Origin of the sequence: Neobacillus niacini (genome assembly GCF_031457145.1) — a bacterium.
Taxonomy (GTDB): Bacteria; Bacillota; Bacilli; order Bacillales; family Cytobacillaceae; genus Neobacillus; species Neobacillus niacini_J.
In genome coordinates this window covers 188,500-215,187 of sequence record NZ_JAVDVZ010000004.1, presented here as the reverse complement: position 1 = coordinate 215,187, position 26,688 = coordinate 188,500, and the positions used below count along the sequence as shown (strand labels likewise).

The following is a 26,688-nucleotide window of genomic DNA, read 5'->3' as shown; positions in this document are numbered from 1 at the left end:
GGTTCTTACATCCCCTCAAGCGCTTTCCTATCTATGCTAGTATTTTCCAGTAAAAAATAGCAGACAAATGTAATCGCTTACATTATAATTAATAGTAAGAACTAGGAGAGGGGAACAAACCATGGAACTTTTATTTGAACAATGTGAACATAGCAAGACAGAAGAACCTTGTGAAGAGTGTGCCCCAAATAAAGATTGTGAGGAAAATATAGATCTCTTTGAATATGATTATTATAAAAGAATATGGTTTTAGGAAAAGCTAGTTTCTAAAAACATAAGTTAGAAGAAGCTGTCATCAAGACAGCTTCTTTTTGTTATAAAATCAGATAATTTTATCCATTTTTTTGTTAGAGTGAATACCTACTGCTTTTATCGTATAATCTCCAGTAACCATCGCATGTTAAAATACATATATTTGTGTGTTAAAATAAGAATATCCTGTGTATTACCTAAGATATACCTGCACAGGGACCAGCAAAGACAATCATATCATACAGGAGTGCTTTTTACATGAACCAGGAATTTCTCTATATTATCCTCATAATTGCCCTTGGTTATCTATTAAAACGTTTAAATGTTTTACAAGTCAAAGATGGAGAAGTTATCGCAAAAATTATTTTTAAAATTACCCTTCCAGCTTTAGTCCTAGTGACATTCGATTCAGTGAAATTAGAAACTTCATTAATCTTGATACCAGTAATCGTCATTCTTTATGGAATCGTTACAACAATTTTCGGCTTGCTATTTTTTAAAAATGAGGAAAGAGAACTTAAAGGCTCCTTCCTGATGCTTTCTTCCGGATTCAATGTCGGCTTATTTGCCTTTCCCCTCGTTTTTGCAATTTGGGGAATGAACGGATTAACATATTTTAGTATGTTTGATGTCGGTGCATCCTTTATTGTCTTTGGAATCGCCTATATTTTAGGTAGTTATTTCTCAGAAGAAGGGCTAAGTCTCAAGCCAATTGAAATAGTAAAAAAACTAGTCAAGTCTATTCCTTTAATGACCTATTTTATCGCAAGCATTTTGAATTTTAGCCATATCCATTTACCTGATACAGTGATAAATGTTGCAAGTATAATATCAGAAGCAAATATGCCGTTATCCTTACTATTAATGGGACTTTATTTGAATTTTAAATTTGAAAAACAAACCATTAAACCAATGTTGAAATATTTAACTTTCCGATATAGTTTAGGTTTGCTTTTTGGAATAGTTTTATACCTTTTCCTTCCATACAATCAGATGTTTCGATACACCGTATTGATTGGACTATTACTTCCTGCCGCAGCATCTGCAATTACTTTTGCAGTAGAGTTTAAATATAGCACCAAATCCATCAGTTTAATGGCCACTATAACAAATATCACGATTTTAATAAGTATCGTCATATTGTATATATTTGCTAACATTATTTTATAGAGTCAATGGACGGACGGTTAGTCTATGAAGTGATTCTTCAATAGCGAAGGGTCGCTTTTTTATTAGCACTTTTAGTTAAAGAGTAAATTATATGTAAAATAGATTATATTGTCCTGAAATATATTATAATTTCTAGCTAAAGATAGTGGATGGAAGGACTTCTCACTTGTTATCAGTATTTAAATAACTTATAATTATCAGATAAATGAAGATATAGATTCTATAATAATATATAACAATAGATTTGGTTTTTATTAAGACAGAAAAGGTGTATGAATAGGTAAAGCTTTAACTAGGTGTGAGGCTTACATCTTGTCTACAAATTTTACGTGAAAAGGTTGATATAAATGAGCAACAGGGAAACTAAATCAGACGTCATTTTAATTGGGGCCGGTATCATGAGTGCGACTTTAGGGACACTCTTGAAAGAATTAGTTCCGGAATGGAAAATTACAGTATTTGAGAAGCTTTCAAGTGCAGGAGAGGAAAGCTCTAACGAATGGAACAATGCGGGAACGGGGCATGCTGCACTGTGCGAGCTAAATTACACAGTCGAAAAACCTGATGGATCTGTTGATATTAAAAAAGCTATCAAAATTAATGAACAGTTTCAGGTATCAATGCAGTTTTGGTCTTATCTTGTAAAAAGCAAGCTGATTCAAAATCCACAGGAATTTATCAGACAACTTCCTCATATGAGTTTAGTACAAGGCGGACAAAATGTAACGTTTTTAAAGAATCGATTTGAAGCAATGTCAAACAATCCCCTATTCAAAGGGATGGAATTTTCCGATGATCCCGAAAAACTCATTGAATGGATACCGCTTATTATGGAAGGCCGTAATATGAATGAACCGGTAGCGGCTACAAAAGTTGATTCTGGAACGGATGTCAATTTTGGTGCTTTAACGCGCATGTTGTTTGACCATTTAGAGAGTAAACATGTCGATATAAAATACAACCAAATTGTTAGTGATATTAAGCGTACGAGCGATGGCTTGTGGGAATTGAAAGTGCGGAACCTTTTCAGTGGTACTGTCAAACATCATACGGCTAAATTTGTTTTTATCGGTGGAGGCGGAGGCAGCCTGCATTTACTGCAAAAATCTGGTATTCCTGAAGGGAAACATATTGGAGGATTCCCAGTCAGTGGAATATTTATGGTGTGTAATAATCCTGAAGTTGTAGAGCAGCATCATGCAAAGGTATACGGCAAAGCAAAGGTGGGTGCTCCGCCAATGTCCGTTCCGCATCTCGACACAAGATTTATTGAGAATGAAAAATCTTTGTTATTCGGACCATTTGCTGGTTTCTCACCAAAGTTTTTAAAAACTGGTTCCATGTTGGACTTAGTTACTTCTGTAAAACCGGATAATGTTTTAACGATGTTAGCTGCAGGCGCAAAAGAGTTGCCATTGACAAAGTACCTAATCCAACAAGTGTTGTTAACGAAAGAACAGCGAATGGAAGAGCTGCGTGAGTTTATTCCAAATGCAAAAAGTGAGGATTGGGATTTTGTTGTTGCGGGACAACGTGTGCAAGTAATTAAAGATACAGAGGCTGGTAAAGGAAAACTTCAATTTGGTACGGAAGTGATTACTGCCGGTGATGGATCTGTGGCAGCATTATTAGGGGCTTCTCCTGGTGCTTCAACTGCTGTTCATGTAATGCTCGAAGTAATCCAAAAATGCTTCCCTGAAGATTTTAGTGAGTGGGAAACGAAAATTAAAGAAATGATTCCTTCTTTTGGTTTGTCATTAATGGATAATCCAGAGCTTCTTGAAAAAATTCATACTTCAACAACTCAGACGCTTGGACTAAGCAAAAAAGAGCTTGTCTATAGTTAATGCATTGAAATCATAACATAGAACCTTCGTTCTATATATTATTGAAGATTCTTAAGTAATAAGTTTGTAAAAGGACCGAGGCTGGTCCTTTTTTATTTTTTAAATACATGTTGTCCAATAACAAGTGTGGTAGCCCGTGTATCTAGCCACCGGCTGGATGCAATTACAGGATTGTAGAAAAATAGTGCGCCTGGTGCCAGTTGCCTTTGATCAGTTAGCGCGGCTTTTACTGCTTGAATGGATTCCTCGTCAGCCGGCTTATTGATTTCACCATTTTGGACAGGTTGAAATTGACCAGGGGCATAAATGATTTCCTTAATGGTGTCAGGGAATTCGGAACTTTCGACTCTGTTAAGAACTACACAAGCAACGGCAATTTTTCCTTCTAAAGGTTCCATTTGTGCCTCCGCTCTCACTAATCTTGCAAGTAAATCTATTTCAGTATCTGATAGGCTTACATTCACAAACTCTTCTATTCTTGGTTCATTCGCCCTAATAGATTTAGGAGTGTTAAGGTGTTGGTCTATGTAAATGAGATTTAGATTCGATACTTGTGGATTTGCATCTCCTAACTCCTGAAGTGAAACGTTATGGTCTCTTGCAATTTTTGACATCGTGTCGCCCTGTTTATCCGTATAAGCTGAAGCAGGGGAAGCAAATAAAAGTGAAGCTGCCAAAGTTAGTAAGGTAATAAGTTTTTTCATTGATTCTAGTCCTCCAAGTTGGTTTATTGTATTTAAATCTATTACTATGAAAAGAAAAAATAGCTTAGTATTACAGTTCAGTTACATAGAGAAGACAATTTGAAGTCTCTATTAATATGGAAGGTAATTCCAAATTGGTAGATAGATATATTCTTGAATCAATGAAATGGTTTGAGTGTGTCCAATTTTCTGTTAGGCTGTATTTTGGGGTAATAATGGAGTGATTGTGCCCGTAAATTGAGTCCGATAAATTTATGGTAAGAATCAGGGGTTGATTGTGCCCGTAAATTGAGTCCGATAAATTTATGGTAAGAATCAGAGGTTTATTGTGCCTATAAATTGAGCTCGATAAATTTATCGTAAGAATCAAAGATTTATTTTGCCCAAAATTGGATATGTAAATGGGATTACTTGGGGAATTATTACATTTTAGAGGAAAAGATAGTTTAAGTAATAATGACTAGAAGCATTTAAGTTTGTTTCTTGTATTCCTACTGTTACTATGGGAATATATCTTAATCAAGAAAGGACTTTATATAAAATGGGAACCATTAATATACCTGTATCAGTCTTAAATCTAGCTCCAATTAGACAAGGGCAAAATTCGAAACAAGCCATTGAAGCAATGGTAGACCTTGCACAAGCAACGGAAGAAATGGGGTACCAGCGCTATTGGATTGCTGAACACCATAATACGCCAACTCTTGTCAGTTCTGCGACTGCCATTTTAATCAAACACGCGTTGGAACACACCAAAACAATCAAAGTAGGTTCTGGCGGGATTATGCTGCCCAATCATTCTCCATTAGTCGTGGCAGAACAATTTGGAACAATGGCGACTATATATCCAAATCGTGTAGAACTTGGTCTCGGGCGTGCGCCAGGAACAGATATGATGACAGCAAGCGCTTTAAGACGATCAAAGAATGATTCAGTTTATACTTTCCCTGAAGATGTACAAGCTTTGCTAACCTATTTCGGTCCTGAAGAGCATCAAGGATATGTTCGAGCCTATCCGGGTGTAGAAACAGAGGTACCAATTTATATCCTAGGCTCCTCAACCGATTCTGCTTATTTGGCGGCTAGCTTAGGTCTGCCATATGTATTTGCTTCTCATTTTGCACCAAAATTCATGGGACAAGCGATATCCATTTATCGTGAAAAATTTCAACCGTCTGAGTACTTAGACAAACCATATATGTTGGTATGTTTAAATGTTATTGCGGCTGAAACAGATGAAGAGGCTAGATACCTACAAACTACCGTGCACCAGTACTTCCTAAATGTCGTCCGTGGCTCACGTAATCCCCTGCTGCCTCCAGTTGAAAGTATGGATGGGATTTGGAACCCAATGGAAGAAGAAATGGTTAAATCCATGTTGAGTGTGGCTTTGCTTGGAAGTAAAGAAACCATCCGTCAACAGCTGACAAGCTTCCAAGATCAATATGCTGTAGATGAAATTATGGCAGTGTCTTATATCTATGATGCCGACAAGCAAAAACGGTCATACGAGTTGTTTAAAGAAGTATTGGATGAGAATTAATTTGGAATAAGAAATGATGAGTGCAAAAATGGCACACGTCATTTTTTATTTCGGAAGGTTTTTGAACCTTTTTAATTATTCAATTGGCTTCCAATTCGTTCACAATGAACCTTATTTGTTGCATGATTTTTACTGGAAAAAGTAATAATAAAACGAAAATCAAAAGCTAGGACCCTAGTTAATTCGTTCCGAATAGAAACGGAAAACTTCATAGAGGAGAACAAGAATGAATCCGAATAATACATCAATAGAAGCTTCTGCAGAAAAAAAAGAAACGATTATGAATAAAATTCTAGGAGCGATCAGTGGAAGTTTCGCACCTATATTAGGGGTGCTTGCGGGCTCCGGATTAATTTCAGCTTTATTATCGATTTTAACCACATTGGGATGGTTATCTCCTGAAAGCGGAACCTATGCCATTCTTTCTGCGGCTGGACATGCAATTTTTTACTTCTTCCCCGTTTTTCTCGGGATTACTTTAGCGATAAAACTAGGAGTTAATGGCTATGTGGGTGGTGCTATAGGTGCAGCTCTATTAGAACCGCATTATACGGATTTAGTCGCCTCAAAAGCACAAGATGTCACTTTCTTAGGAATTCCGGTTATATTAGCAAGCTATTCATCAACGGTTTTTCCAATATTAATTGCTGTGTCCATTTATTCCTTGTTAGATAAATTATTGAAAAAAGTGATATATAAAGAATTACAAATGTTTATTAATCCACTAATTTCTTTAGTTGTTATTGTACCTTTAACCATACTGATTTTTGGACCTTTTGGAACTTATGTCGGTGATGCCATCGGAATGGTTATCGAGTTTTTAAGTTCAAAAAGCGGACTTTTAACTGGAGCTGTGCTTGGTGCAGGTTGGACCTTCCTAACGATATTAGGTCTTCACTGGGCAGTCATTCCATTGGCTATTGCCAATCTTGCCAACGGTGGTGATCCTATTATTGCAATGGCAGCTGCAGCACCTTTTGCTCAAATAGGAATGGGAATCGGCGTCTTTTTGAAAACGAAGAATACCGATTTAAAAACGGTTACTGGATCAGGAATTATTCCTGGAGCATTAGCAGGTACGACAGAACTTATCACCTATGGTGTCCTTGTACGTTATAAACAAACGATGGTGATTGTGGCATTAGCAGGGGCAATTGGTGGAGCGATTAATGGGGCGTTTGGAATAAAAGCGACTGCATTTGCTCTTCCAAGTTTCTTATCTATTCCTGTTTTTTTCCCGATGGGACTTTATATAATCGGTGTTCTGACAGCGTTGGTAGTAGCTATGGTTCTTACACTTATATTTGGATATGAAGGAAAAAATAAGGCTATGCCTTCAAAAATGGTGAAAGAATTTGGATTAGGAGAAGTGAAAAGAGAAACCATTCTAAGTCCATTAAATGGAGAAATCATTCCATTAAGCAAAATTTCTGATCCGCTTTTTTCAACTGAAACGGTAGGAAAAGGAATTGCGATTGAACCAACAAAGGGTGAAGTGGTTTCACCAGTTGACGGAATGGTTACAATGCTATTCCCAACCGAGCATGCAATTGGGATAACATCAGAAAATGGGGCAGAGATTTTAATTTATGTCGGGGTTGATACGATTAATTTGAAAGGTCAATTTTTCACTTCTAAGGTAAAACAATGGGATACTGTTAAAAAGGGAGACTTGTTGATTCGATTTGACTTAGAAAAGATTAAAGCTGCTGGTTATGATACTAAAACTCCTATTGTGATCACCAATACCAATCAATATTTAGATATTGATATTGTTCCAGCCAAGGATGGTACGATCCAAGCAAAAGACGAATTAATGGAGCTTATTCCTGTATAATTTTAGCGGTGAGGAAAGATCTCTCACCGTTTTTTTATTGACCTTGCATCAATGTCCCCTGCACACCTTCGTCCAATACCACATAGGATACAATATTAGAAAGTGGTGATGGATTTGAGTAAATGGTTAAAAGCAGGTATCCTGTTTTATCTCTGCATCATGTTTTTCGGCAGTTTTATTGCAGTAGGTATATTGATAACAGGTGCTCTAGAAGACACTTACCCCTTTATTACGGATATTAAGGCCAACTTGTATTACTTTTTCGCTGGAGCGATTGGCGGATCACTACGGCACCTTTATATGTTTTGTTCCCACTATATGAAAGACGAATTAAGGGACTATAGGGAATGGATCATGTATATTTTCTATCCAATATTCGCCACAGGTACCGCGATAATGGCTGTCATCCTAATTCAAAGTGGAATCTTACTCATTGAATTCGTTGACTTTGGATTCAACCGCTTCCTCAATAAACTAAATGCAGTATCAAAAAATATATTCAAAACCAATCCCCAACAAACAAACAACCCCGAATCAAACAAAAAACAGACAGAGTCTTGGTGACAGGCACCATTTATACATTTCAATACTATTTATGCGGAATTTTATGTATAATTGCGCTCTGTGTGTTTTTGGCTACTGGGCGCAAGTGTGAACGGACAAGCCTGATGGTTGTTGTAAATGCTTGGTACTTTTAATGGTAATTTAGAGGCGGCTGCCAGTTGGTAGTCGTGCTTTTATTTTTATTCATAATATGGTGATGAAAATAAATTATCTGCGTATACGTAGTATGAATCATTGTTCTATATGAAAGGAGAGGTGACTTTGTGGAATCATCATAGTAATCAATATGGACCATATAATATCTATAGTTATTATGTTGGCTATAACCCGCAAACTACATTAAACCCCAACCTTCATTATCCTAAAATTCATCAACAAGCGTTCTTAAGCCCATTTACATTTGTTGCAGGAGATGTCACCATTCAAAATAATACCTATGTCGGACCATTCGTTAGTATCCGTGCAGATGAAGGAACGCCTTTTTATATCGGAAGTGATAGTAATCTTCAGGACGGAGTAGTTCTTCACGGCTTGAAAAATAAGTATGTTGAAAAGAACAATAAAAAGTATTCGATTTATATTGGGAACCGGGTATCTTGTGCACATGGTTGCTTGGTTCATGGTCCATGCCGGGTGGAAGATGATGTTTTTATTGGCTTTAAAGCAATCGTGTATAACGCAACCATAGGAGAGGGAAGCTTTATTTCTTCGGGAGCAGTCGTCACGAATGGAGTCGAGCTTAAACCAAATAGCTTTGTACCGCCTGGTGCAAACATTGATACACAGGGAAAAGCAAATGCATTAAGAACAGCCCCTAAATCAGAAGAGGAGTTTGCAAGAGAAGTCCAAAGAGTTAACAGAGAATTCCCTTCAGCCTATTCTTTATTTTTTGGGAAAAATAAATGTTCTTGCGGGCTAGCCTGTTAAAAATCTATTCATAACATATCAGAGTCTATTTTCTTTTTGAAGATAGACTCTTTTTTGTCATGAAAGAGTTTCATTGTGAGATAAACGTACCGATATGTCATAATTTGAGGATAAAAGCATGAATATTATAGTTCACAATATTGACATATATTTTCAAAATTATTGAAATATCTTTCGACATTTAATGAGAAATTTAGGGTTGATATTTTTGTTACTATATCTTTATGATTGAATTTTCAGTAAATTTTGTAAAACTACGTATTAATTGGTCGGAATTTTTGATTTTCCTTTAAATAATATGTTTGTTAAAATGAAAATACAATCACTAAAAATAAAATAAAAATCTTTATAAATGTAGAATTAAATAGAAATTAAACAGTGAAAATTGTTAGACATATCTTTGTCGGGGCTCCAACGGGAGTTACTTTAAGGAGGGCTTTATATGTATTTCAAGGTAAAGTTCTGGAGAAGATTAACCAAAAAACAGAAGATAAAACTACTAATGCATAAAGCTCACATTAATTCAGTAGGTAAAGGGTATATAGCATAAATTAAGCAAACCTAATGCATTTAGATATAAATAATAAAATACATTCTTGAAAATAAAAAAACACCATGATGGGCTGTTGACAAAGTGAGAAAGGAGCTGCGACTCTTTTCCCACTTTGTTTTTTCGTCGTTATTAATCAATTTTTCATATCCTTCCTATCAACTTTGGTGTTAGTTCATCATCATACGTTGGTTAATACGATAAAAATACTTCTTTGTTGGAGAGATGTAAATATTCTTGGTATTATAGTTTTTATGAAATGTTATAAATCAATTAATAAGCGAAGACGGAGGCAATTACATGTACAGCTTTAAAAACGACTATAGCGAAGGTGCACATCCTAAAATTTTGAATGCATTACTTGAAACGAATCTAGTGCAGGACGAAGGATACGGGGAAGATCGATATTCTCGAAAAGCAATAGAACTGATCAAAAGAAAAATCGGAAGCAATGATGTTGATATTCACTTCATATCGGGTGGAACACAAACGAATCTAATCGCGATTTCTGCATTCTTAAGACCGCATGAAGCGGCAATAGCAGTAAGTTCCGGACATATTCTCGGTCATGAGACGGGGGCAATTGAAGCAACAGGACATAAAATTTTATCGGTTGAAGGGAGAGATGGAAAACTTACTCCTACAGACATACAAGGAGTCCTCGATGGCCATCCTGATGAGCACATGGTAAAGCCAAAATTAGTATACATATCGAATTCTACTGAAATAGGATCCATTTATACAAAGCATGAACTTCAGACTCTACATGATTTCTGCCAAAATAACCAACTTATTTTGTATATGGATGGAGCTAGATTGGGTTCTGCGTTGTGTTCTGAAGAAAATGATTTACAGTTAAGTGATCTTCCTGAATTAGTTGATGCCTTTTATATTGGCGGAACCAAAAATGGAGCTCTGATAGGCGAAGCATTGGTGATTTCAACTGATTCTCTAAAAGAGGATTTCCGTTATCACATCAAGCAAAAAGGGGCTCTGCTTGCTAAGGGGAGATTGATGGGGATCCAGTTTCTTGAACTTTTCCGGGATAATTTGTTTTTTGATTTGGCCACACATGCAAATAAGATGGCTGGGTTGCTCAGGGAGGAATTAAGCAATTCTCAAATTAATTTTTTAACTCATTCTCCCTCCAACCAACTATTCCCGATTTTACCAAATTCGCTTATCGCAGAACTGCAAAATAAGTATTCCTTTCATATTTGGGAAAAGGTTGATTCAGATACATCCGCCATTCGCCTTGTAACCTCTTGGGCAACAAAAGAGGAGGAGGTAGTAGGTTTCATCGAGGAACTAAAAATGGTACTTAGAGGAATATCTGTTTGACCAAAAAGCTCCAAAGCTCACCAAATAGGCTGAGTTTTGGAGTTTTTTTAGCGTCCAGCTTTGAATATTACTTTAGACCTATAAAATAATGGGAATTTCCTACGAATATGATTTTAAAAAAATTATCATAATAAAAATATTGGAGGTGTGAATAATGGGTTTTCTAGACAAACTATTTGGGAAACGAACAAAGGAGGAAGAAATCATGACAACTGAAAAGGTAAACATTGGAATTATCTTAGGAAGCACTCGTCAAGGACGTGTTAGTCCACAAGTGGGGGATTGGGTAAAAGGTATTGCAGACAAACGCGGTGATGCCAATTATGAAATCGTTGATATAGCTGATTTCAATTTACCATTTTTAGGAACTACCGATGGATCAGAACCTGGAATTGGGGCTTGGAATGGGAAGCTAGCTGAACTAGATGGCTTTGTATTCATCGTTCAAGAATACAATCACAGTATTACGGGCGCTTTAAAAAATGCTCTTGACTTTGCTCGTGAAGCTTGGAACGACAAAGCAGCAGGTATTGTAAGTTACGGTTCCACCGGTGGGGCTCGTGCAGCAGAGCATTTACGTGGAATTTGCGGTGAATTAAAAATTGCTGATGTTCGAGTACATCCAACATTGTCTTTATTTACAGATTTCGAAAATGGAACAGACTTCAAACCTCAAGCATTACATTTAGATAATGTAAATGCAATGCTAGGTGAAGTTGTACAATGGAGCACAGCATTAAAAACGATTCGATAAAAAAGTGTCATGAAGAAAATGGATTAACATCAGAGAGGAAAGCACTTATAATAAGTGCTTTTTTCTCCGTTTCCATTGAGAAACTAAATGAAGGAGCGAATTCTGTGCATATAAATGAATTACATAAATGGGTGACCAAATTAGGACTAACACCACACTCTGAAGGTGGTTATTACAAAAATACATATGTTTCAACTGAAAATATCTCTGACAATGAATTGTCTGTAACATTTGAGGGTCAGCGTAAGCTTTATACGAGTATCTATTTTCTGTTAACCTCTGATGATGTTTCACATTTTCATCGCCTCAAATCGGACGAACTTTGGTATTTTCATGGAGGAAGTTCTTTGACTGTCCATGTGATTCATGAAAATGGTGAGTATCAAGAAATGAAATTAGGAATGAACCTTGACGAGGGAGAGGTACCTCAAGTTTTAGTAAAGAAAAACTCAATTTTTGGTTCATCTGTTAAGGAAAAAGATACATGCTCCTTTGTTGGGTGTATGGTTTCTCCAGGATTTGAATTTCGCGACTTTGAATTATTTACACAGGCAGAACTTTTGCAAAATATCCACAGCATAAGGATATTATAATGAAATTAGCGTATAAAGACCTGCCAGAGTAGTTTTTAGTTCTATACATGATGGAATGTATCCTGATGAGTGATATTAAAGGATTTGTTGTAAATGGCTGTGGAAGAAGAGTGATATAGTAGTAATTGTCTATGGTGGTCGAAAAAAATTATTACATAAAAGTACAGATTGGAATCAGGATGACGATTCTAAACACAAGCTCACGCATATAATCCACTCCTTACTTTCACCTTAATAACATTAGTATAAAAGAGCTTTATTAAGTAAAAGTTGAGCAATTGTAAATTTATTGTCAATTTAACAAATACTCTCTAAATGTTACATAAAAAGAGACCTATTCAAAATCGAATTGGTCTCCTATTTATTGCTATCGTTAATCTTCAATTTTTATTTCTTACAAAAGCGCCATGCTTTTTTGAATAGACAAAACCCAAAGACGAGAAAGGCAAGGAAGCCAATTAATGCAATAAGGATGTTTAAAATATTGCCAAGAGCTCCTAGGCCAAGGAATCCAAAAAAAGTAGTGATAATATTCAATACAGCTAGAAGCAACCATATTACACCTGTTAAAAATCCAAGGAATACTCCCCAAATGCTGCAGGAAGAATGACCATTACTCATAGAAATTCACCCCCTGTCAATGCTTGTTCAATAACATCATATGCACCTAATAAAGAATTTGTTTACAATAACGAACAATGTGGGTCTTAAATGAGGCACTAAAAAAACAAAGCCATTTCCATGAAGGAAACCGCTCCGTTTTTTACATTTTTTTAGTGATGATAAAACCAAAACCTAGTGGATAAATAGGGTTGTTCATTTATTAACTGCCCTCAGTGCCTCCCGACACAGTACCGCAAACCTGAATTTCGTTAATTCCAACAATATGCAGCAATTATAATTAATAAGATAAACAGGACTACAATTAACTCAAAACCTAAACCTACTTCATTTTCAGTACTCATACAAAAACCTCCTTTTTCTGGGAAGAATACATCTTATGATATTCGCCTATGTATTGATACTTTTTATAATGACAATTTCCTGAGTTATCTGAAGAGCTATTAGAAATAGTTGACGAAAATAACAAGGATTAATAAACTAAAGGAGGTTTCTTTTCTTCTAAAAATCAGGAAACTTTAAGGGTGAACACAAACAGCATGCAACAAAATAAACCTCTTTTATCATTTGAATTTGCTGATGCTAACGGCAAAATAAAACCGTTTACTTTTCAAAACCCTATCAGGGTGATTACCGCACATAAGGTTGAAGAAGTATTGCCTAGTTTTCAGCTTGTTCAGGAGGCAGTTGAAAAAGGTTATTACGCTGCCGGGTATTTATCATACGAAAGTGCTCCTGCCTTTGATTCTGCCTATAAGGTCAAAAGCAGCAGTTCAATGCCATTACTATGGTTTGGAATATTTTCAGAGCCTGTGCATGAATACATTGGTAGTACGAAGGAATTTTCATTATCAGAATGGAAACCCTCCACTTCAATGGATACATATAGTCAATCCATTACATATATAAAACAGTGTATTGAGAGCGGGGACACCTACCAAACTAACTATACAATCCGTCTCCATTCACATTTTAATGGAGATGACTTAACTTTTTTTAATAGGCTGAAAAAAGCCCAAGCCTCTAACTATTGTGCCTACATACATACAGGTGACCATAGTATTTTGTCTGCTTCACCGGAATTGTTTTTCCACTTAAATCATGGAAAAATCACGACAAGACCAATGAAAGGAACGGTAAAACGTGGGGCTTCACATGAAGAGGATAAAGCAAACGCGAACTGGCTATTTCATTCTGAGAAAAATCGCGCAGAAAATATTATGATCGTTGATTTGCTTCGAAATGACCTCGGAATGATTGCACAATCGGGCACCGTTAATGTTGAAAAAATCTTTGAAATTGAACAATACCCAACCGTTCATCAAATGACTTCTACCATTTCAGCTAAGGTTTCTGATACAACCAATCTGGTTGATATTTTTAAAGCCCTTTTCCCGTGTGGGTCAATTACGGGTGCACCTAAGATTAGCACCATGAACATCATTGCGGACCTAGAAAATGAACCGCGTGAGGTTTATTGTGGGACAATTGGATACATAACACCTAATAAAGAAGCGATTTTTAATGTGCCCATTAGAACGGTTTTGATTGATCATCATTCTGGTGAAGCCGTTTATGGTGTAGGTGGGGGGATTACATGGGATTCAACTTCGGAAGGGGAATATCACGAAATCCTTGCAAAAGCAAGGGTCCTGAATGAGGTGCCGTCCGATTTCCAGCTTTTAGAAAGTTTATTACTAGAGAATGGACAATATTTTTTACTTGAAGAACATTTGAACCGTTTGAAAAATTCAGCTCAATACTTTGGTTTTCATGTCAATCTAGACAGCTTTAAAAAAATCCTAAACGATTTCGCAAATAAAAACAACGAAGGCTTGTTTAAGGTTCGGCTTCTTTTAACAAAAAATGGTGAAGGGAACATTGAAGGACAGCTGATCACCCCGCAAGAAGCAGCTGTTAAGGTAATCCTTGCAGAAGAACCAGTGGATAAGAATAATCCATTTTTATATCATAAGACAACCAATCGAGAAATCTACACGAAATTTCAAAACAAAAAACCCTCAGAAGCTTTTGATGTTCTGCTGTGGAATCAGGAGGGTGAGTTAACCGAATTTACAAATGGCAATGTAGTCTTGGAAATCAATGGGGCGTTATGGACGCCTCCATTATCGAGCGGGTTATTAGCTGGTACGTATCGGGACAAATTAATACAAACTGGAGAAATTCACGAAAAAACACTTACTCACTCGGACTTAAAAATGGCCGAAAGAATCTGGTTTATCAATAGTGTTCGAAAGTGGAAAGAAGTTCATTTCATGAGATAATACAAAGGAAAGCAATTTCTTTTTTTCTTAGGAGAAGGGAATTGGACCACGAATATTTAAAAATAAAAACACTATATTCTTGATATAAATCAAGGAAATGTATTAAACGGAGTCCTAAAATAAAGGTAGTAAAACAGAGAAGAGAAATTGAAAAACTTCTGATTTGCTAATTTAATTGGACAACAAAGGGGAATATAGTGATGAAAAAACTAGGATTACTTTTCTTAGCGGGTGCATTAACAATAGGCTTAGCGGCTTGTGGAGGTGCAGACGAAGAAACAACGGCTCCAAAACAAGAGGAATCAACTGAAGCGGGAGCGGCATCCGGTGTAGAGGAATATACGATTACAGCTACAAACTGGGACTTTACTTCCGATAAAGAATTAACGATTAAAAAAGGAACAAAGGTTAAAATTAATTTAGTCAACAAAGAAGGAATGCATACAATCAGCAGCGAGGGTTTAGGAATTGAAATGGGTGCCGACAAACCAGCAGAATTTACTGCTGATAAAACAGGGGAATACGAATTAATCTGTTCTACTGTTTGCGGCGCAACGGAAGACCATGAAGCAATGAAAATCTCATTAAAAATTGTAGACTAGGCTGTACATATAAAAATCCAGAGAAATTAGGTCATCCCTATAAAATAAAGAACACCTCAAAACGAAGGAGGTGTTCTTTGCATTGATATTATCTTGTAATAGCCTCATGCTTAAATCCGCTCTGAGTGGCATATACTTCATACCATTCGTATTTCGGTGATTTGAACCATTCATACTTCGGCAAATAAACTAAATATCTAGTAGTTCCTTCGGCCTCAAGTATGGATTTGAAGATAGTAACATTTCCAAATCCAAATGTTTTGTCCAAATATCCTTCCATTCCGTCTCTAACCATATTCTTTTTATCTTCCCGCTCTTGCTTATGTAACTCCATAAGTCCATCGATAAAAATACTCAACAAAATCAACGTTATCAGGATTAAAATGAAAATAAATATTTTTAACACCAAGAACTCCTCCTTAAATTATTGCGCTGAATTTTAAATAGTACATCTACTAATTTCTCAGCTCCTTTTTTGTATAGTCAATATTATTTTACATTTCTAAAATGGGGGAAGGTGTGATCAAAATAACAGGTATTAAAAATTTTTCGAAAATAAAAAATAAATCTATTCTGATAAACATTTAACCGACACCTGTCCTTTTTTGGTTTTTATCTATATATAAAGAGTGAAAAGAAAGTGAGCCAATTGAAGGGCAATAACTGTCCGGAAAAGCTATTAGGGTTCCTTTTTATAAAAGGAGGTTTTATTTATGTTAAAAATCACTCATGACGCAGGACATGCTCTCGTCACAGCAGGGAAGGAGTCGCCAGATGGATGTAAAGAATGGCAGGTTACGAATGAAATTGTGAAGTTGGTGATGAGAGAACTAAGTAATTATGAAGGAGTCGATCAAAAACGGATTGATGATTTAACGGGAAAGACGGATATAGCATTGAACAGACGGTGCGAATTAGTAAATAGCTGGGGGGCTGATGTCCATATTGACTACCATCTCAACGCTTATGGAACTGGTTGGAATACTGCGGGTGGTACGGAGACATACATATATACGACCAAACCAAAAGAAGCTATGGCGCTTGCTGAAAGAATACAAACCAACCTAGTGAAGGAATTAGGGTTTAGGAATCGGGGAGTGAAAGCAGCCAATTTCCAAATGTTAAGAGAAACGAAAATGACTGCCATATTAATTGAATTTGCATTTATGACCAACAAAAACGAAGCGTTGAAAATGCGGACTGCGGAGTACCAGAAGAAAGCGGCGAAAGCCATGGTCGATGGGCTGGTTGCTGAGTATGGACTAAAAAGGAAACCAGAAATAACACCCTCCACCAATATGCTATATCGTGTACAAGTGGGGGCATTTTTAGATATTAATAACGCTAAGGACTTGGTCGAAGAGCTAAAGGCAAAAGGGTATCCAGCAATGCTGATATCTTAAATCGAAGAAGTTATACTAAAGCAATTTAACTAGAAGCAATATAAAAGGGTTAGAGATAAAAATTTCTCTAACCCTTTTATATTGCGCTATTTTATGTGAATAGTGACTGTGAAAACACCCGTGAAATGTCCTTTATATATATATCAGAAAATCAGGCTATAATCCCCAATCCGATTTTAGTATTTCTATCAAGAAGCTTACTTGTTTATCTCCAAGTTTATCCGCGATCTTTTTCTCAATGGTTGCCTTTAAGGCCTCGTTTTTCTCATAACATTCTTCACCTAATGTAGTTAATTGAATTCCTTTTTCTTTATTATTATTTTTTAAATTCATAATCTCAATTAAGCCTTTTAACTCAAGATTCTTAATAAATTTATGAGTGGCTTGCCGGGAAATGTCTACATTTTTTGATACATAGGAAATGGTGGTTTGCTTTTTATATATTCTCGCCATGATAAACCATTCAGAATTGGATATATGAATATCACTGTTATCATTCCACAATTCCTCAGAAATCTTGCGAAGTAGAAGATGTCGCTCACTTAATAGGTCAATTAAATCTAAGTTATGTAATTCAAGCTTCAATCCTTTCACTCCAATCATTTTCATGCCATAAATATACAAAAAACACAGCATAATGTCAACTTGATTGACGATTTTAAAAAAATAGAGTAAAATGAATTTAGTCAACCAAATTGACAATCGGTAGAATGGGAGAATCGAAAAATGTTTAATGTTGGAGATTTGATTATCTATTCATCACTTGGTATATGCCGAATTGATAACATTTGTGAACAAACATATAACGGAACTACTCGAAAATATTATGTGATTCAACCGGTTGAGGATAAAAACCTCACCATTCATAACCCCGTTGATAATGACCAAGTAGTCATGCTTGGAATGATCAATCGGGAGGACGCTTTAGAAATACTTGAATCTTTCAAGGAAAAAGGGATTCGTTGGATAGACAAAGGTCACGACCGAACGAAAGAATATACGGATATTGTAAAGACTGGAAACCGCAAAGAGATTTCAAGAATCATTAACACGCTGATGCGTAAAAAATTTGACGCCGATCGAAATGGAAAGAAGCTAGGCGATCCCGACCGCAGACTTTTATCTTCTATCCAAAACATATTGTTCAAAGAATTAGCCATTGCATTAAATACTTCTTTTGAATCCATATTTGAAAAGACAACTAGATATATACAAGTTAAAAATTAATAAATACTTAAGGTCACACGGTTTATCTGAACAAAAAAGGTGCACCAGGAATTGGAACTTACGGAAGTAAAAAAAGAAACCTATGATGAAAGCCAAATACAAGTATTCGAGGGTCTAGAAGCTGTTCGGAAAAGGCCAGGTATGTATATCGGATCAACTGAAAGAGGACTTCACCATGATGTCTGGGAAATTGTCGATAATAGTATTGACGAGCCACATGCTGGATGAAAAGTATATAATTATTATAGAAAAAATACATAAAATAAGGGCACCTGCAAGTATCAGCAGTTGCCCTTATTTATGTTTTATATCCGAAACAACCAGAAATCTCTTTACTGATTTGAATGAAATAATGACTGAGATCATGATTCTCATTTTCAGGGATAATCTCGGAAAAGCCTACAACTGTAACTGTCCCAAGGAGTTTTTTCTGATAGTTAAAGACTGGAAAGGATACAGAGGACACGGATGAGACGAGTGGTTCCCTTGCAAAAGCAATTCCTTTTTCCTGTATGATTTTGCATTCATCTTCTAATTGGCTAACCGATTCATTAGGTGATTTTTTGAATTCGTTCTTCTTCCAATCATGGATAATCTGCTCGTCCATAAAGGCCATAAACACTTTGCCTGAAGCGGAATTAATTGGTAGAATGGTTCCAATTTGAGCGCCAATATTTAAACCTCGATTAGTGTTAATATCTTTAACAATCATTGGACCATTTTGGGTCCACCTGGAAAATAAAACAGTACTCGAACTTTTCTCATTAATTTCATGCAGAAAAGGTGAAATTCGGTCGGTAACATTTTCTTGATCTACAGCAGACATTCCATATTCAATCAGCTTACTTCCCAATACATATTCTCCCGTTTCCTTACTGCGATATAGGATTCCTAATTGCGTAAAGGTATTTAAATATTTATAAAGATTACTTTTTGTAATCTGTGTCAGATCTTGAATTTCAGTAAACTTTAACGGTTTTCTCTGTTTTGCAATTGATTCTATAATACCCATTCCAATTTGTAATGATTGGATGGTTGTTCCTTTTTTAATGTCTTCCATATATAAATTAGACCCCTTTTTTACTATCGTCATATTAGCATAGCTAACCCGACCCTATATTTCAATATCACTAGTAGTTTTCAGAAAATATTTTTTATTGATAATATTGACAATTAAGGTGAATAAAATTTAATATACAAATAGAGAATGCGGTTATCTAAAAATTTATCCCTAAAATTAATTCTAAACAGTAGATTATTTAATTGTTAGAACTAGAAAGACCATCCATTGAAATTCAGCCACATACTGGATAAGGATGGTCATTTTTATGGAAATTCTACACTAGTAATTTAATATTCCTTTAATTTAGAAAAATCGAAAAAAAGTTTTGACTTTGGTATAACAATATTATAATATGTTCTTAACATCATAGATTTCCCATACTGATTTATCTGAAAAGAAAGCGATTACAGATGCAGAATTCGTATTCTGGAGGGTAAGCCAGTTAAACTTCTCACTTTTATGAACCAACCGGTCTGTATAGGTGAAATGTTTGACTTTTATGAACCAACCGGTCTGTTTAAATAATTAGATTGCGCCTATCTCAACCCAACTGATCTGTTTAAATGACTCTCTTAAAAACTAATCTTCGCTTTCGATTCGTCTTAGGTGATGTTAATAAAATGATAGGAGGTATTAAAATGCTAGATAATTTACAAGAAAAAGGTTCAAGTGTTGTTCGTACTGTTCTTGGATTAGTGCCTGCTCAAGAATTAGGTGTTGTGCTTATTCATGAATCACTTCTTTCAGTATTCCCGGGGGCAGAATATGCACCTGAGGTTAATATGGACAAGAGCGAGATCTTTGACGTCCTAAAAAGAAAGCTTACTGATTTCCGTAGACTTGGTGGAAAGACTATTGTCGATCGCAGCGGTATGTTTCATGGTCGTGATGTAAAACTCTATGAAACACTATCTAAAACAACAGGTGTACATATCGTAGCGTCAACAGGTTTAGGGCCTGAGCCAATGTTAAGCGGTTACTTTGTTACACCACAAAAAAATCCGCCTACACCATGGTCAGCAGAACAATTTGCTGATTTGTTCGCTAAAGAGGTGACAGAAGGAATCGTTGTACCTCGTATTGAACGTTCAGGTCTAGCTGGATTAGTGACATCAATCGCAAGTCAAAGTGGTATTACAGAAAAAGAAACCAATCTTTTCCGCGGTTCGGCACAAGCAGCTCTCACTACAGGAGTACCTGTTTCTGTACAATACGGCTTAGACGCTATTAATGATTTAGATATTTTATTAGCTGAAGGTATTGAACCAAACCGTATCATCATCGGTGGTCTTGACCGTCTAGATGCGGCCCGACGTAAAGAAGTATTTGGTGTTGCGCGCCGCGGTGCCATGGTGGCATTAGACCACGTTGGCACGGCTACGCACGAAGGTTATGTAAACGATGAACAACGTGTTCAATTAATTGTCGACCTTTTTAAAGAAGGTCTTGGTGATCAAGTGCTGATTTCAACAAATGCCGTTGGAGTAGCAAAAGGACATGCAACAAAAGAAATCAGCTATGACTACTTACTGAAAACATTTGTACCTATGTTAAAGAAAGCAGGCGTAACGGACGAACAGGTTCGCACTTTATTAGAAGTCAACCCACAACGTGTACTAACTGTTGCGACATCTGTAACAGCGGAAAAAGAATCCGTTAAAAATTAAAAGTGAGGAGTGAATAAATAGATGGCTAAGGTAAATACAGTTTTAGGTCCAATACCGGTTGAAGATTTAGGAATCATCGCAGTCCATGAACATATTGGATTTGGTCTTCCAGGATGTGACTTAGATACACAATGGTGGAAAAAACCTGAAGAAGCGTTTGAAGTGACTATTGAAAAGCTGCGTCGTTTCCGTGAACACGGCGGAAAAACATTCGTAGATTGTACAGGGATTGGGAACGGACGTGATGTTGAATACTTCCAAGTACTTTCACGTAGAACTGGCGTTCATATCATTGCGGTTACAGGCTTTGTAGCAGGAGACTCAGCGTTACCATATTTCCGTGACAAATCAGTTGAGTACCTAATGGATTTATTTATCCATGAAATTACGGTGGGTATTGACGGTACAGGCGCAAAAGCAGGTGCTATCAAAGTAGGTGTCAGCCGTGGCGGGAAGTTAAGTGAACTTGATAAACGCATTTATCGTGCAGCTGCACGAGCAGCATTAAAAACAGGTGCTCCAATTATTACACATTTATGTGTAGATGCCCAAACAGCAATTGCCATCTTCGATGAAGAGGGTTTACCTCTTGATCGCGTACTAATGGGTCATGCGGATGATGGCGGCTATCTCGATGAAAACCGTGATAACCTGATTGCAGACTTAGGCGGATGGGTTGGCTTCGATACCATCGGTTATGACACTGAGATGGTAGGTTCACCATATTGGTCTCGTCCACGACAAGATCGCGTGGAACATTTCCTTCGTTTCCTTGATAAAGGTTATGTTGACCGTGCCCTTATTTCGGCAGATGCCAACTGTTGTGCTCTAGGATGGCCTGGATTAAAAGGACATTCAGTAAACTACCTGTTTGAAGAATTCTTACCGGATTTGCGTAAAGCTGGTGTGAGTGAAGAAGTATTTGAACAACTTTTAGTTCACAATCCTACGAAATTCTTAACCATGCAGGAACCTCAAGAAATCAATTCTGCAAAAAGGGAAGCCGTGAAAGAATCTCGTTAGTTTGAAACAACGAAGCATCGAACGGGAGGTTAATTCTATGACTATTAAAGGAATGGCTTATATTGCAGGTGCATTTGAGCATCCAACACGTAAGGCTCCGGATAAATCTGTTGCAGCCTTACATGCTGAATGTGCGAAGGGTGCTTTAGAAGACGCAGGACTAACATTCTCAGATGTAGATGGTTATTTTTGTGCCGGTGACGCTCCGGGTGGTGTACTTTCGATGGTCGATTATTTAGGCTTAAATGTACGACATGTAGATGGTACAGACACTGGCGGCTCGTCGTACATTGCGCATGTGTCGCATGCGGCACAGGCAATCGCAGCAGGAAAATGTAATGTCGCATTAATTACAATGGCGGGTCGTCCACGATCAGAAGGCAGAAGTGGTGTTAAACAGAAACTGGTGGGTGCAAATGTTCCGGATACTCCATTTGAACTTCCTTTTGGACCAACTGCTGTGAATGAATATGCAATGGCTACCATGAGGCATATGTACGAATACGGTACGACTAGTGAACAACTAGCATGGGTCAAAGTTGCAGCTTCCCATCACGCCCAATACAATCCAAATGCGATGCTGCGTGATTTAGTGACAGTGGAAGATGTTCTTGCGTCCACTATGATTGCTGATCCGTTACATAAATTAGATTGTTGTGTCGTAAGTGACGGCGGCGGTGCTTTAGTAGTTGTAAAACCTGAGATTGCTAAAAGTCTAAAACGTCCACTTGTCAGAGTTTTGGGTGCAGGCGAAGCACCTAAAGGACTACTCGGCGGCAAAACTGACCTTACATATTCAGGAGCTGTTTGGTCAGGACCTAGAGCTTTCGAAGAGGCTGGAGTTACACCTCAAGATATTAAATATGCATCCATTTATGATAGCTTCACTATTACTGTGTTAATGCAGCTTGAAGACTTAGGTTTTTGTAAAAAGGGCGAGGGTGGCAAGTTTGTCGCTGATGGAAACCTAATTTCAGGAATTGGTAAGCTTCCGATTAATACGGATGGTGGCGGGTTGAATAACAATCACCCAGCAAGCCGAGGCGGCATTGTAAAAGTAATCGAGGCTGTTCGCCAACTCCGTGGTGAAGCAAACCCGCAAGTTCAAGTTGAAAATTGTGATATTGCTTTAGCTCACGGTACTGGTGGAGGATTAGCCAGCCGGCACGGTAGTGCAACACTTATCATGGAAAGGGTGTAAAGAATGGGAACTACATATCAAGAAAGAACGATGACGATCCCTGAGATTCATCCAGAACATAAAGAATATTGGGAAGCTGCTGCGGAAGGAAAGCTGTTGGTAAAACAGTGCGATTCCTGTGGAGAGTTTCACTATTATCCACGTGTGCTATGTCCGCACTGCATGAGTGATAAGACAAGTTGGGTAGAAGCAAAGGGTACGGGCAGTATTTACACATTTAGTGTGATGCGGCGTGGTGTCCCATATGCAATCGCTTTCGTTGAACTTGATGAAGGTCCAAGAATGATGACAAATATCGTTGAATGTGATTTGGATACGGTGCATATCAACCAAAGGGTTAAAGTGGTATTTAAGCAAAGTGGCGAGCAAGATAATCCAGGTCCTTATATACCATGCTTCACACCGATTGTGGACCTATAAGGATATTGATAAATCGATACAAACTATAAGATTATCGGATTGTTACAGCTAAGATTAATAGACAATAGCATATTGGAGCCCAAAACTTGATGAAAATCGAGAAAGTGGTCGCCAATAGAGCTCATTGGAGCCCAAAACTTGATGAAAATCGAGAAAGTGGTCACCAATAGAGCTCATTGGAGCCCAAAACCTAATGGAAATCGAGAAAGTGGTCGCCAATAGAGCATATTGGAGCCCAAAACCTAGTGAAATCGAGAAAGTGGTCACCAATAGAGTTTACTAGGCGGATTTTATGAATCTATAAAAATCTGATCATAAAGATTCATTACTACTTAGAAGGACGAAGAAGAGGAGCGGATAAAATGAGAATCATTAAGGATGTACGCATTCCAATGCGTGACGGCGTACATATCGCTGCTGATATCTACCTTCCTGATGGAGTAGACAAAGTACCAGCTTTACTTGCACTTAGCCCGTATGGGAAAGAACTGCAAGCACAAGCATTAACATTACCTCCACAAGCACGCCCAAGTCATCTTTGGAACGGTGCAATTGAGGCAGGCGATATTCGTTCTGTTGTCGAACATGGCTATGCTCATATTATTGCGGATGTACGTGGTACAGGTCACTCAGAAGGTGAAATGTGCGGTAACTACAATTCAGGTGGTCATGGCGATGGTAAAGATATCTATGACCTCGTTGAATGGATGGCTGAGCAAGATTGGTGCGATGGCAACATTGGGATGATCGGTATTTCATACTTTGCGTCTGTTCAAATTTTAGGTGCAGCGGAGCAGCCGCCACACTTAAAGGCAATATTTGCGAACGGTGGTCACTTTGATCTTTATGAACTTTGTTACCATGGCGGTATTATGTGGTTAATGCCTCGTGCTTCTCGTGAAGGGCGTGGCGGAGACAGTGGCAATGCATTCAATAACGTAGCTAGTAAAAGCTCAAAAGTATTCTCACCTGAAGAACTTCAAGAGAAAACACAAGAGCGCTTAAATGACCCAGATATCGCACATTGGTCAGATTTCGTTCACCTATTACATTATCAAGACCGTCACGAATTATGGATGGATTATTTATTAAATCCACTGGATGGCCCATTCTGGCAAATAGATAGTGCTATTGAAGTGGCACATAAAGTAAACATCCCAACTTACTTCCAAGCAAAATGGGGCCGCGGTTGGAATGTTGAAGGGACAATCGAATGTTTCCACAAGGTGTCAGGCATTAAAAAGCTTGATATCCAAGCGCTCCCGCCAATGTTAGAGCGTCCATTCCATGAAAGTCATGACGAAATGTTCCGCTGGTATGATTACTGGTTAAAAGGCATTGATAATGGCATTATGGATGAACCAACCGTGCAATTCTCTGTAGAAGGTTCTAACAAATGGCGCAAAGAAGAGCACTGGCCATTGCCATTTGAGGAAAAGAAAGAGTTTTACTTACGACCTAGGCACAAAATTAGCGAGAAACCAGAGCCGTTAACTTCTGAATATGCACATCCAGATGGCTTTTACCAAGCCCCGTTAACAGTAACAACAACATCAGAAAAGATTAAATGGACTAGTGATAAATTCCGTGAGCCTGTAGAAATGACAGGTACAGGTGCATTATATATTCATGCTGAAATCGATACGGATGATACAAACTTCATTGCCAAGCTTTATGATGTGGACCCAAGCGGCAAACGTACCTTAATGACATCAGGTTATTTAAAAGCATCACATCGAGAATTAAATGAGGATAAGTCAACATATGGTGAGCCTTGGCACCCTCATAACCGTGTGGTACAAGTAACACCTGGTGAGATTAACGAGTATGCGATACGCTTATATCCATTCTCTTTCTTAATTAAAGCAGGACATAGTATTGAATTGGATCTTGCATGTAATGAACCACTTGATGGAGAAGACGCAAAATTATTACCGCCGGATAGTTACCACTTGCCAAGCGGTCGTGCAACAACGCACAAAATCTATCGCGACGCCGGTCATCAATCTCGTTTAGTTTTACCCGTTATACCTAAACAATTCGATGTTACTAATCAGTAATTCTCCTTGGCAAAGAAGCATCCACAGCTCCTCTTAGAGGAAGCTGTGGACCCAAAATCGAGTAGTAGAGGGGTGAACAAAATTACAAGTCCAGTACGTGTGATACCCATTGAATGTAAATTTGGACCAATTTCGGCATTTGCCTATTATGTGGACGCACCAGAACCAGCCATTATCGATACCGGTATTAGTATCTCGGCACGGCAAGACATAGAGCCAACCTTAGCACAACATGGTATCCGCATGGAAGACATTCGTTGGATTTTACTAACGCACGGTCATGTGGATCATCTCGGCGGGGCATATGCAGTATGGGAAAAAACAGGACGAAATGCAAAGGTAGTCATTCCTAAAAAAGAAGCACGACTATTGCGTGATAAGAATGAACAAATCGTTGATTACAAGTCACTGCAAGGAAAATACATCACAGATCCAGCTATACAAGAAAAACATATCTCCATGCTAACAACAGACATTGGCGGCACAATCGAACCGGACTTGGAGGTAGTGGACGGAGATTCCATCCACCTTGGAGGTGATATTACGTTAAAAGTGTTTGAAACTCCAGGGCATTCAATTGGTTCTGTGACCTTTGTATTGGATGGATTGGATTGGGCTTTTGCAGCGGATGCCGTTCAAATGTATGGCGGTTTTAGTGGCTTACCAACGATTGAAGAACCAATCTCATATCGTAAAAGTGTACAGCGGTTGTTAGAAGAAGTATGTCCTACCCGATTGTTCTTAGGTCATCCATTCCGTAATATCAATGGCGTTTTGGAAAGTGCTCAAATCGAGGGTGAGCAAGTTGCAGCTGTGTTACAAGCCAGTCTTGATATGGATGCTAAATTGGTTGATTTGGTAAAGCGCCATTTAGCGAATGGACTTCCTACTAAACAGAGTGGTCTGTATGGACCGTTTGGATCAATTGCTGGAGAAATTGGTTATAAAGGGGATCCAAGGAACTTACCTTGCGCGTTCTTTGTCACCATGAATGGTTATCATGAAGAACTTATCGGTTCGCATGTTAAATGAGA

General features: G+C 37.6%; 25 protein-coding genes and 1 pseudogene. 20 read left to right on the top strand and 6 right to left on the bottom strand.

The features are described from left to right. The first annotated feature begins 510 nt into the window (after positions 1-510). Positions 511-1,422: an AEC family transporter gene (locus J2Y03_RS12340; protein WP_310194488.1), complete on the top strand. Its 912-nt coding sequence runs from the start codon at positions 511-513 to the stop codon at positions 1,420-1,422. Between the two features lie 347 nt (positions 1,423-1,769). Continuing rightward, positions 1,770-3,269 carry a malate:quinone oxidoreductase gene (locus tag J2Y03_RS12335; RefSeq protein ID WP_310194486.1) on the top strand — a complete coding sequence of 500 codons (1,500 nt, stop codon included), beginning with the start codon at positions 1,770-1,772 and terminating at the stop codon, positions 3,267-3,269. Between the two features lie 92 nt (positions 3,270-3,361). On the opposite strand, the gene J2Y03_RS12330 is transcribed toward J2Y03_RS12335, so the two are convergent. After that, complete coding sequence (locus J2Y03_RS12330) at positions 3,362-3,973, bottom strand: cell wall hydrolase (protein ID WP_310194485.1); 612 nt, start codon at positions 3,971-3,973, stop codon at positions 3,362-3,364. Positions 3,974-4,514: 541 nt separating this feature from the next. On the opposite strand from J2Y03_RS12330, the gene J2Y03_RS12325 reads away from it, so the two are divergent. The 7 genes and pseudogenes from J2Y03_RS12325 (at position 4,515) to J2Y03_RS12295 (ending at position 12,114) form a co-directional block, all read left to right on the top strand. Then, the gene (locus J2Y03_RS12325; RefSeq protein ID WP_310194483.1) at positions 4,515-5,516 is read left to right on the top strand and encodes an LLM class flavin-dependent oxidoreductase; all 1,002 of its coding nucleotides are present in this window, start codon (positions 4,515-4,517) and stop codon (positions 5,514-5,516) included. A 226-nt stretch (positions 5,517-5,742) separates the two neighbouring features. Beyond that, positions 5,743-7,353, top strand: a complete 1,611-nt coding sequence (locus J2Y03_RS12320; protein WP_310194481.1) for a glucose PTS transporter subunit IIA — start codon at positions 5,743-5,745, stop codon at positions 7,351-7,353. Between the two features lie 114 nt (positions 7,354-7,467). After that, positions 7,468-7,917 carry a hypothetical protein gene (locus tag J2Y03_RS12315; protein ID WP_310194479.1) on the top strand — a complete coding sequence of 150 codons (450 nt, stop codon included), beginning with the start codon at positions 7,468-7,470 and terminating at the stop codon, positions 7,915-7,917. A gap of 261 nt (positions 7,918-8,178) precedes the next feature. Further along, positions 8,179-8,844: an LbetaH domain-containing protein gene (locus tag J2Y03_RS12310; protein ID WP_310194477.1), complete on the top strand. Its 666-nt coding sequence runs from the start codon at positions 8,179-8,181 to the stop codon at positions 8,842-8,844. A gap of 850 nt (positions 8,845-9,694) precedes the next feature. Then, on the top strand, positions 9,695-10,735 hold the full coding sequence (locus J2Y03_RS12305) for a threonine aldolase family protein (protein ID WP_310194475.1): 1,041 nt from the start codon (positions 9,695-9,697) through the stop codon (positions 10,733-10,735). A 154-nt stretch (positions 10,736-10,889) separates the two neighbouring features. Then, complete coding sequence (locus J2Y03_RS12300) at positions 10,890-11,489, top strand: NADPH-dependent FMN reductase (protein ID WP_310194472.1); 600 nt, start codon at positions 10,890-10,892, stop codon at positions 11,487-11,489. A gap of 104 nt (positions 11,490-11,593) precedes the next feature. Beyond that, positions 11,594-12,114 (top strand): annotated as a pseudogene (locus tag J2Y03_RS12295) (cupin domain-containing protein). 355 nt (positions 12,115-12,469) lie between these two features. Here the strand turns inward: J2Y03_RS12295 and J2Y03_RS12290 are convergent. Continuing rightward, positions 12,470-12,703, bottom strand: a complete 234-nt coding sequence (locus J2Y03_RS12290; RefSeq protein ID WP_132097283.1) for an ABC transporter — start codon at positions 12,701-12,703, stop codon at positions 12,470-12,472. Positions 12,704-12,954: 251 nt separating this feature from the next. After that, entirely contained in the window at positions 12,955-13,047 is a 93-nt protein-coding gene (locus tag J2Y03_RS12285) for a YjcZ family sporulation protein (protein WP_132097284.1), read from the bottom strand. 195 nt (positions 13,048-13,242) lie between these two features. Between J2Y03_RS12285 and pabB the strand changes: the two genes are divergently transcribed. Continuing rightward, positions 13,243-14,988, top strand: a complete 1,746-nt coding sequence (gene pabB / locus J2Y03_RS12280) for an aminodeoxychorismate synthase component I (protein WP_310194469.1) — start codon at positions 13,243-13,245, stop codon at positions 14,986-14,988. Positions 14,989-15,188: 200 nt separating this feature from the next. Continuing rightward, complete coding sequence (locus J2Y03_RS12275) at positions 15,189-15,590, top strand: cupredoxin domain-containing protein (RefSeq protein ID WP_310194466.1); 402 nt, start codon at positions 15,189-15,191, stop codon at positions 15,588-15,590. Positions 15,591-15,678: 88 nt separating this feature from the next. Here J2Y03_RS12275 and J2Y03_RS12270 read toward each other — a convergent pair whose 3' ends face one another. Then, on the bottom strand, positions 15,679-15,996 hold the full coding sequence (locus J2Y03_RS12270) for a hypothetical protein (protein ID WP_310194463.1): 318 nt from the start codon (positions 15,994-15,996) through the stop codon (positions 15,679-15,681). Positions 15,997-16,303: 307 nt separating this feature from the next. Between J2Y03_RS12270 and J2Y03_RS12265 the strand changes: the two genes are divergently transcribed. Further along, entirely contained in the window at positions 16,304-16,993 is a 690-nt protein-coding gene (locus J2Y03_RS12265) for an N-acetylmuramoyl-L-alanine amidase (RefSeq protein WP_310194461.1), read from the top strand. A gap of 156 nt (positions 16,994-17,149) precedes the next feature. On the opposite strand, the gene J2Y03_RS12260 is transcribed toward J2Y03_RS12265, so the two are convergent. Then, positions 17,150-17,596, bottom strand: a complete 447-nt coding sequence (locus tag J2Y03_RS12260; protein WP_396954207.1) for a MarR family winged helix-turn-helix transcriptional regulator — start codon at positions 17,594-17,596, stop codon at positions 17,150-17,152. Between the two features lie 123 nt (positions 17,597-17,719). Here J2Y03_RS12260 and J2Y03_RS12255 point away from each other — a divergent pair, with 123 nt between their 5' ends. Together J2Y03_RS12255 and J2Y03_RS12250 are read left to right on the top strand one after the other, a co-directional pair. Further along, positions 17,720-18,220, top strand: coding sequence for a CarD family transcriptional regulator (locus J2Y03_RS12255; protein ID WP_310194456.1), 501 nt, complete (start codon positions 17,720-17,722; stop codon positions 18,218-18,220). 51 nt (positions 18,221-18,271) lie between these two features. After that, positions 18,272-18,448, top strand: coding sequence for a hypothetical protein (locus tag J2Y03_RS12250; RefSeq protein WP_310194959.1), 177 nt, complete (start codon positions 18,272-18,274; stop codon positions 18,446-18,448). 70 nt (positions 18,449-18,518) lie between these two features. Here the strand turns inward: J2Y03_RS12250 and J2Y03_RS12245 are convergent, their stop codons facing one another. Further along, positions 18,519-19,280, bottom strand: coding sequence for an IclR family transcriptional regulator (locus tag J2Y03_RS12245; protein WP_310194455.1), 762 nt, complete (start codon positions 19,278-19,280; stop codon positions 18,519-18,521). A 641-nt stretch (positions 19,281-19,921) separates the two neighbouring features. Between J2Y03_RS12245 and J2Y03_RS12240 the strand changes: the two genes are divergently transcribed. From J2Y03_RS12240 to J2Y03_RS12215, 6 genes are all read left to right on the top strand, one after another. Beyond that, positions 19,922-20,950 (top strand): phosphotriesterase family protein, encoded by a 1,029-nt coding sequence (locus J2Y03_RS12240; protein ID WP_310194452.1) that lies wholly within the window; start codon positions 19,922-19,924, stop codon positions 20,948-20,950. 21 nt (positions 20,951-20,971) lie between these two features. Then, positions 20,972-21,973, top strand: a complete 1,002-nt coding sequence (locus J2Y03_RS12235) for a phosphotriesterase family protein (RefSeq protein ID WP_132096696.1) — start codon at positions 20,972-20,974, stop codon at positions 21,971-21,973. A 37-nt stretch (positions 21,974-22,010) separates the two neighbouring features. Beyond that, complete coding sequence (locus J2Y03_RS12230) at positions 22,011-23,174, top strand: thiolase domain-containing protein (protein WP_310194448.1); 1,164 nt, start codon at positions 22,011-22,013, stop codon at positions 23,172-23,174. 3 nt (positions 23,175-23,177) lie between these two features. Further along, the gene (locus tag J2Y03_RS12225) at positions 23,178-23,594 is read left to right on the top strand and encodes a Zn-ribbon domain-containing OB-fold protein (RefSeq protein ID WP_132097295.1); all 417 of its coding nucleotides are present in this window, start codon (positions 23,178-23,180) and stop codon (positions 23,592-23,594) included. 362 nt (positions 23,595-23,956) lie between these two features. Continuing rightward, positions 23,957-25,654, top strand: coding sequence for a CocE/NonD family hydrolase (locus tag J2Y03_RS12220; RefSeq protein WP_310194445.1), 1,698 nt, complete (start codon positions 23,957-23,959; stop codon positions 25,652-25,654). A gap of 72 nt (positions 25,655-25,726) precedes the next feature. Further along, positions 25,727-26,686, top strand: coding sequence for an MBL fold metallo-hydrolase (locus J2Y03_RS12215; protein ID WP_310194443.1), 960 nt, complete (start codon positions 25,727-25,729; stop codon positions 26,684-26,686). The last annotated feature ends 2 nt before the right edge of the window (positions 26,687-26,688 follow it).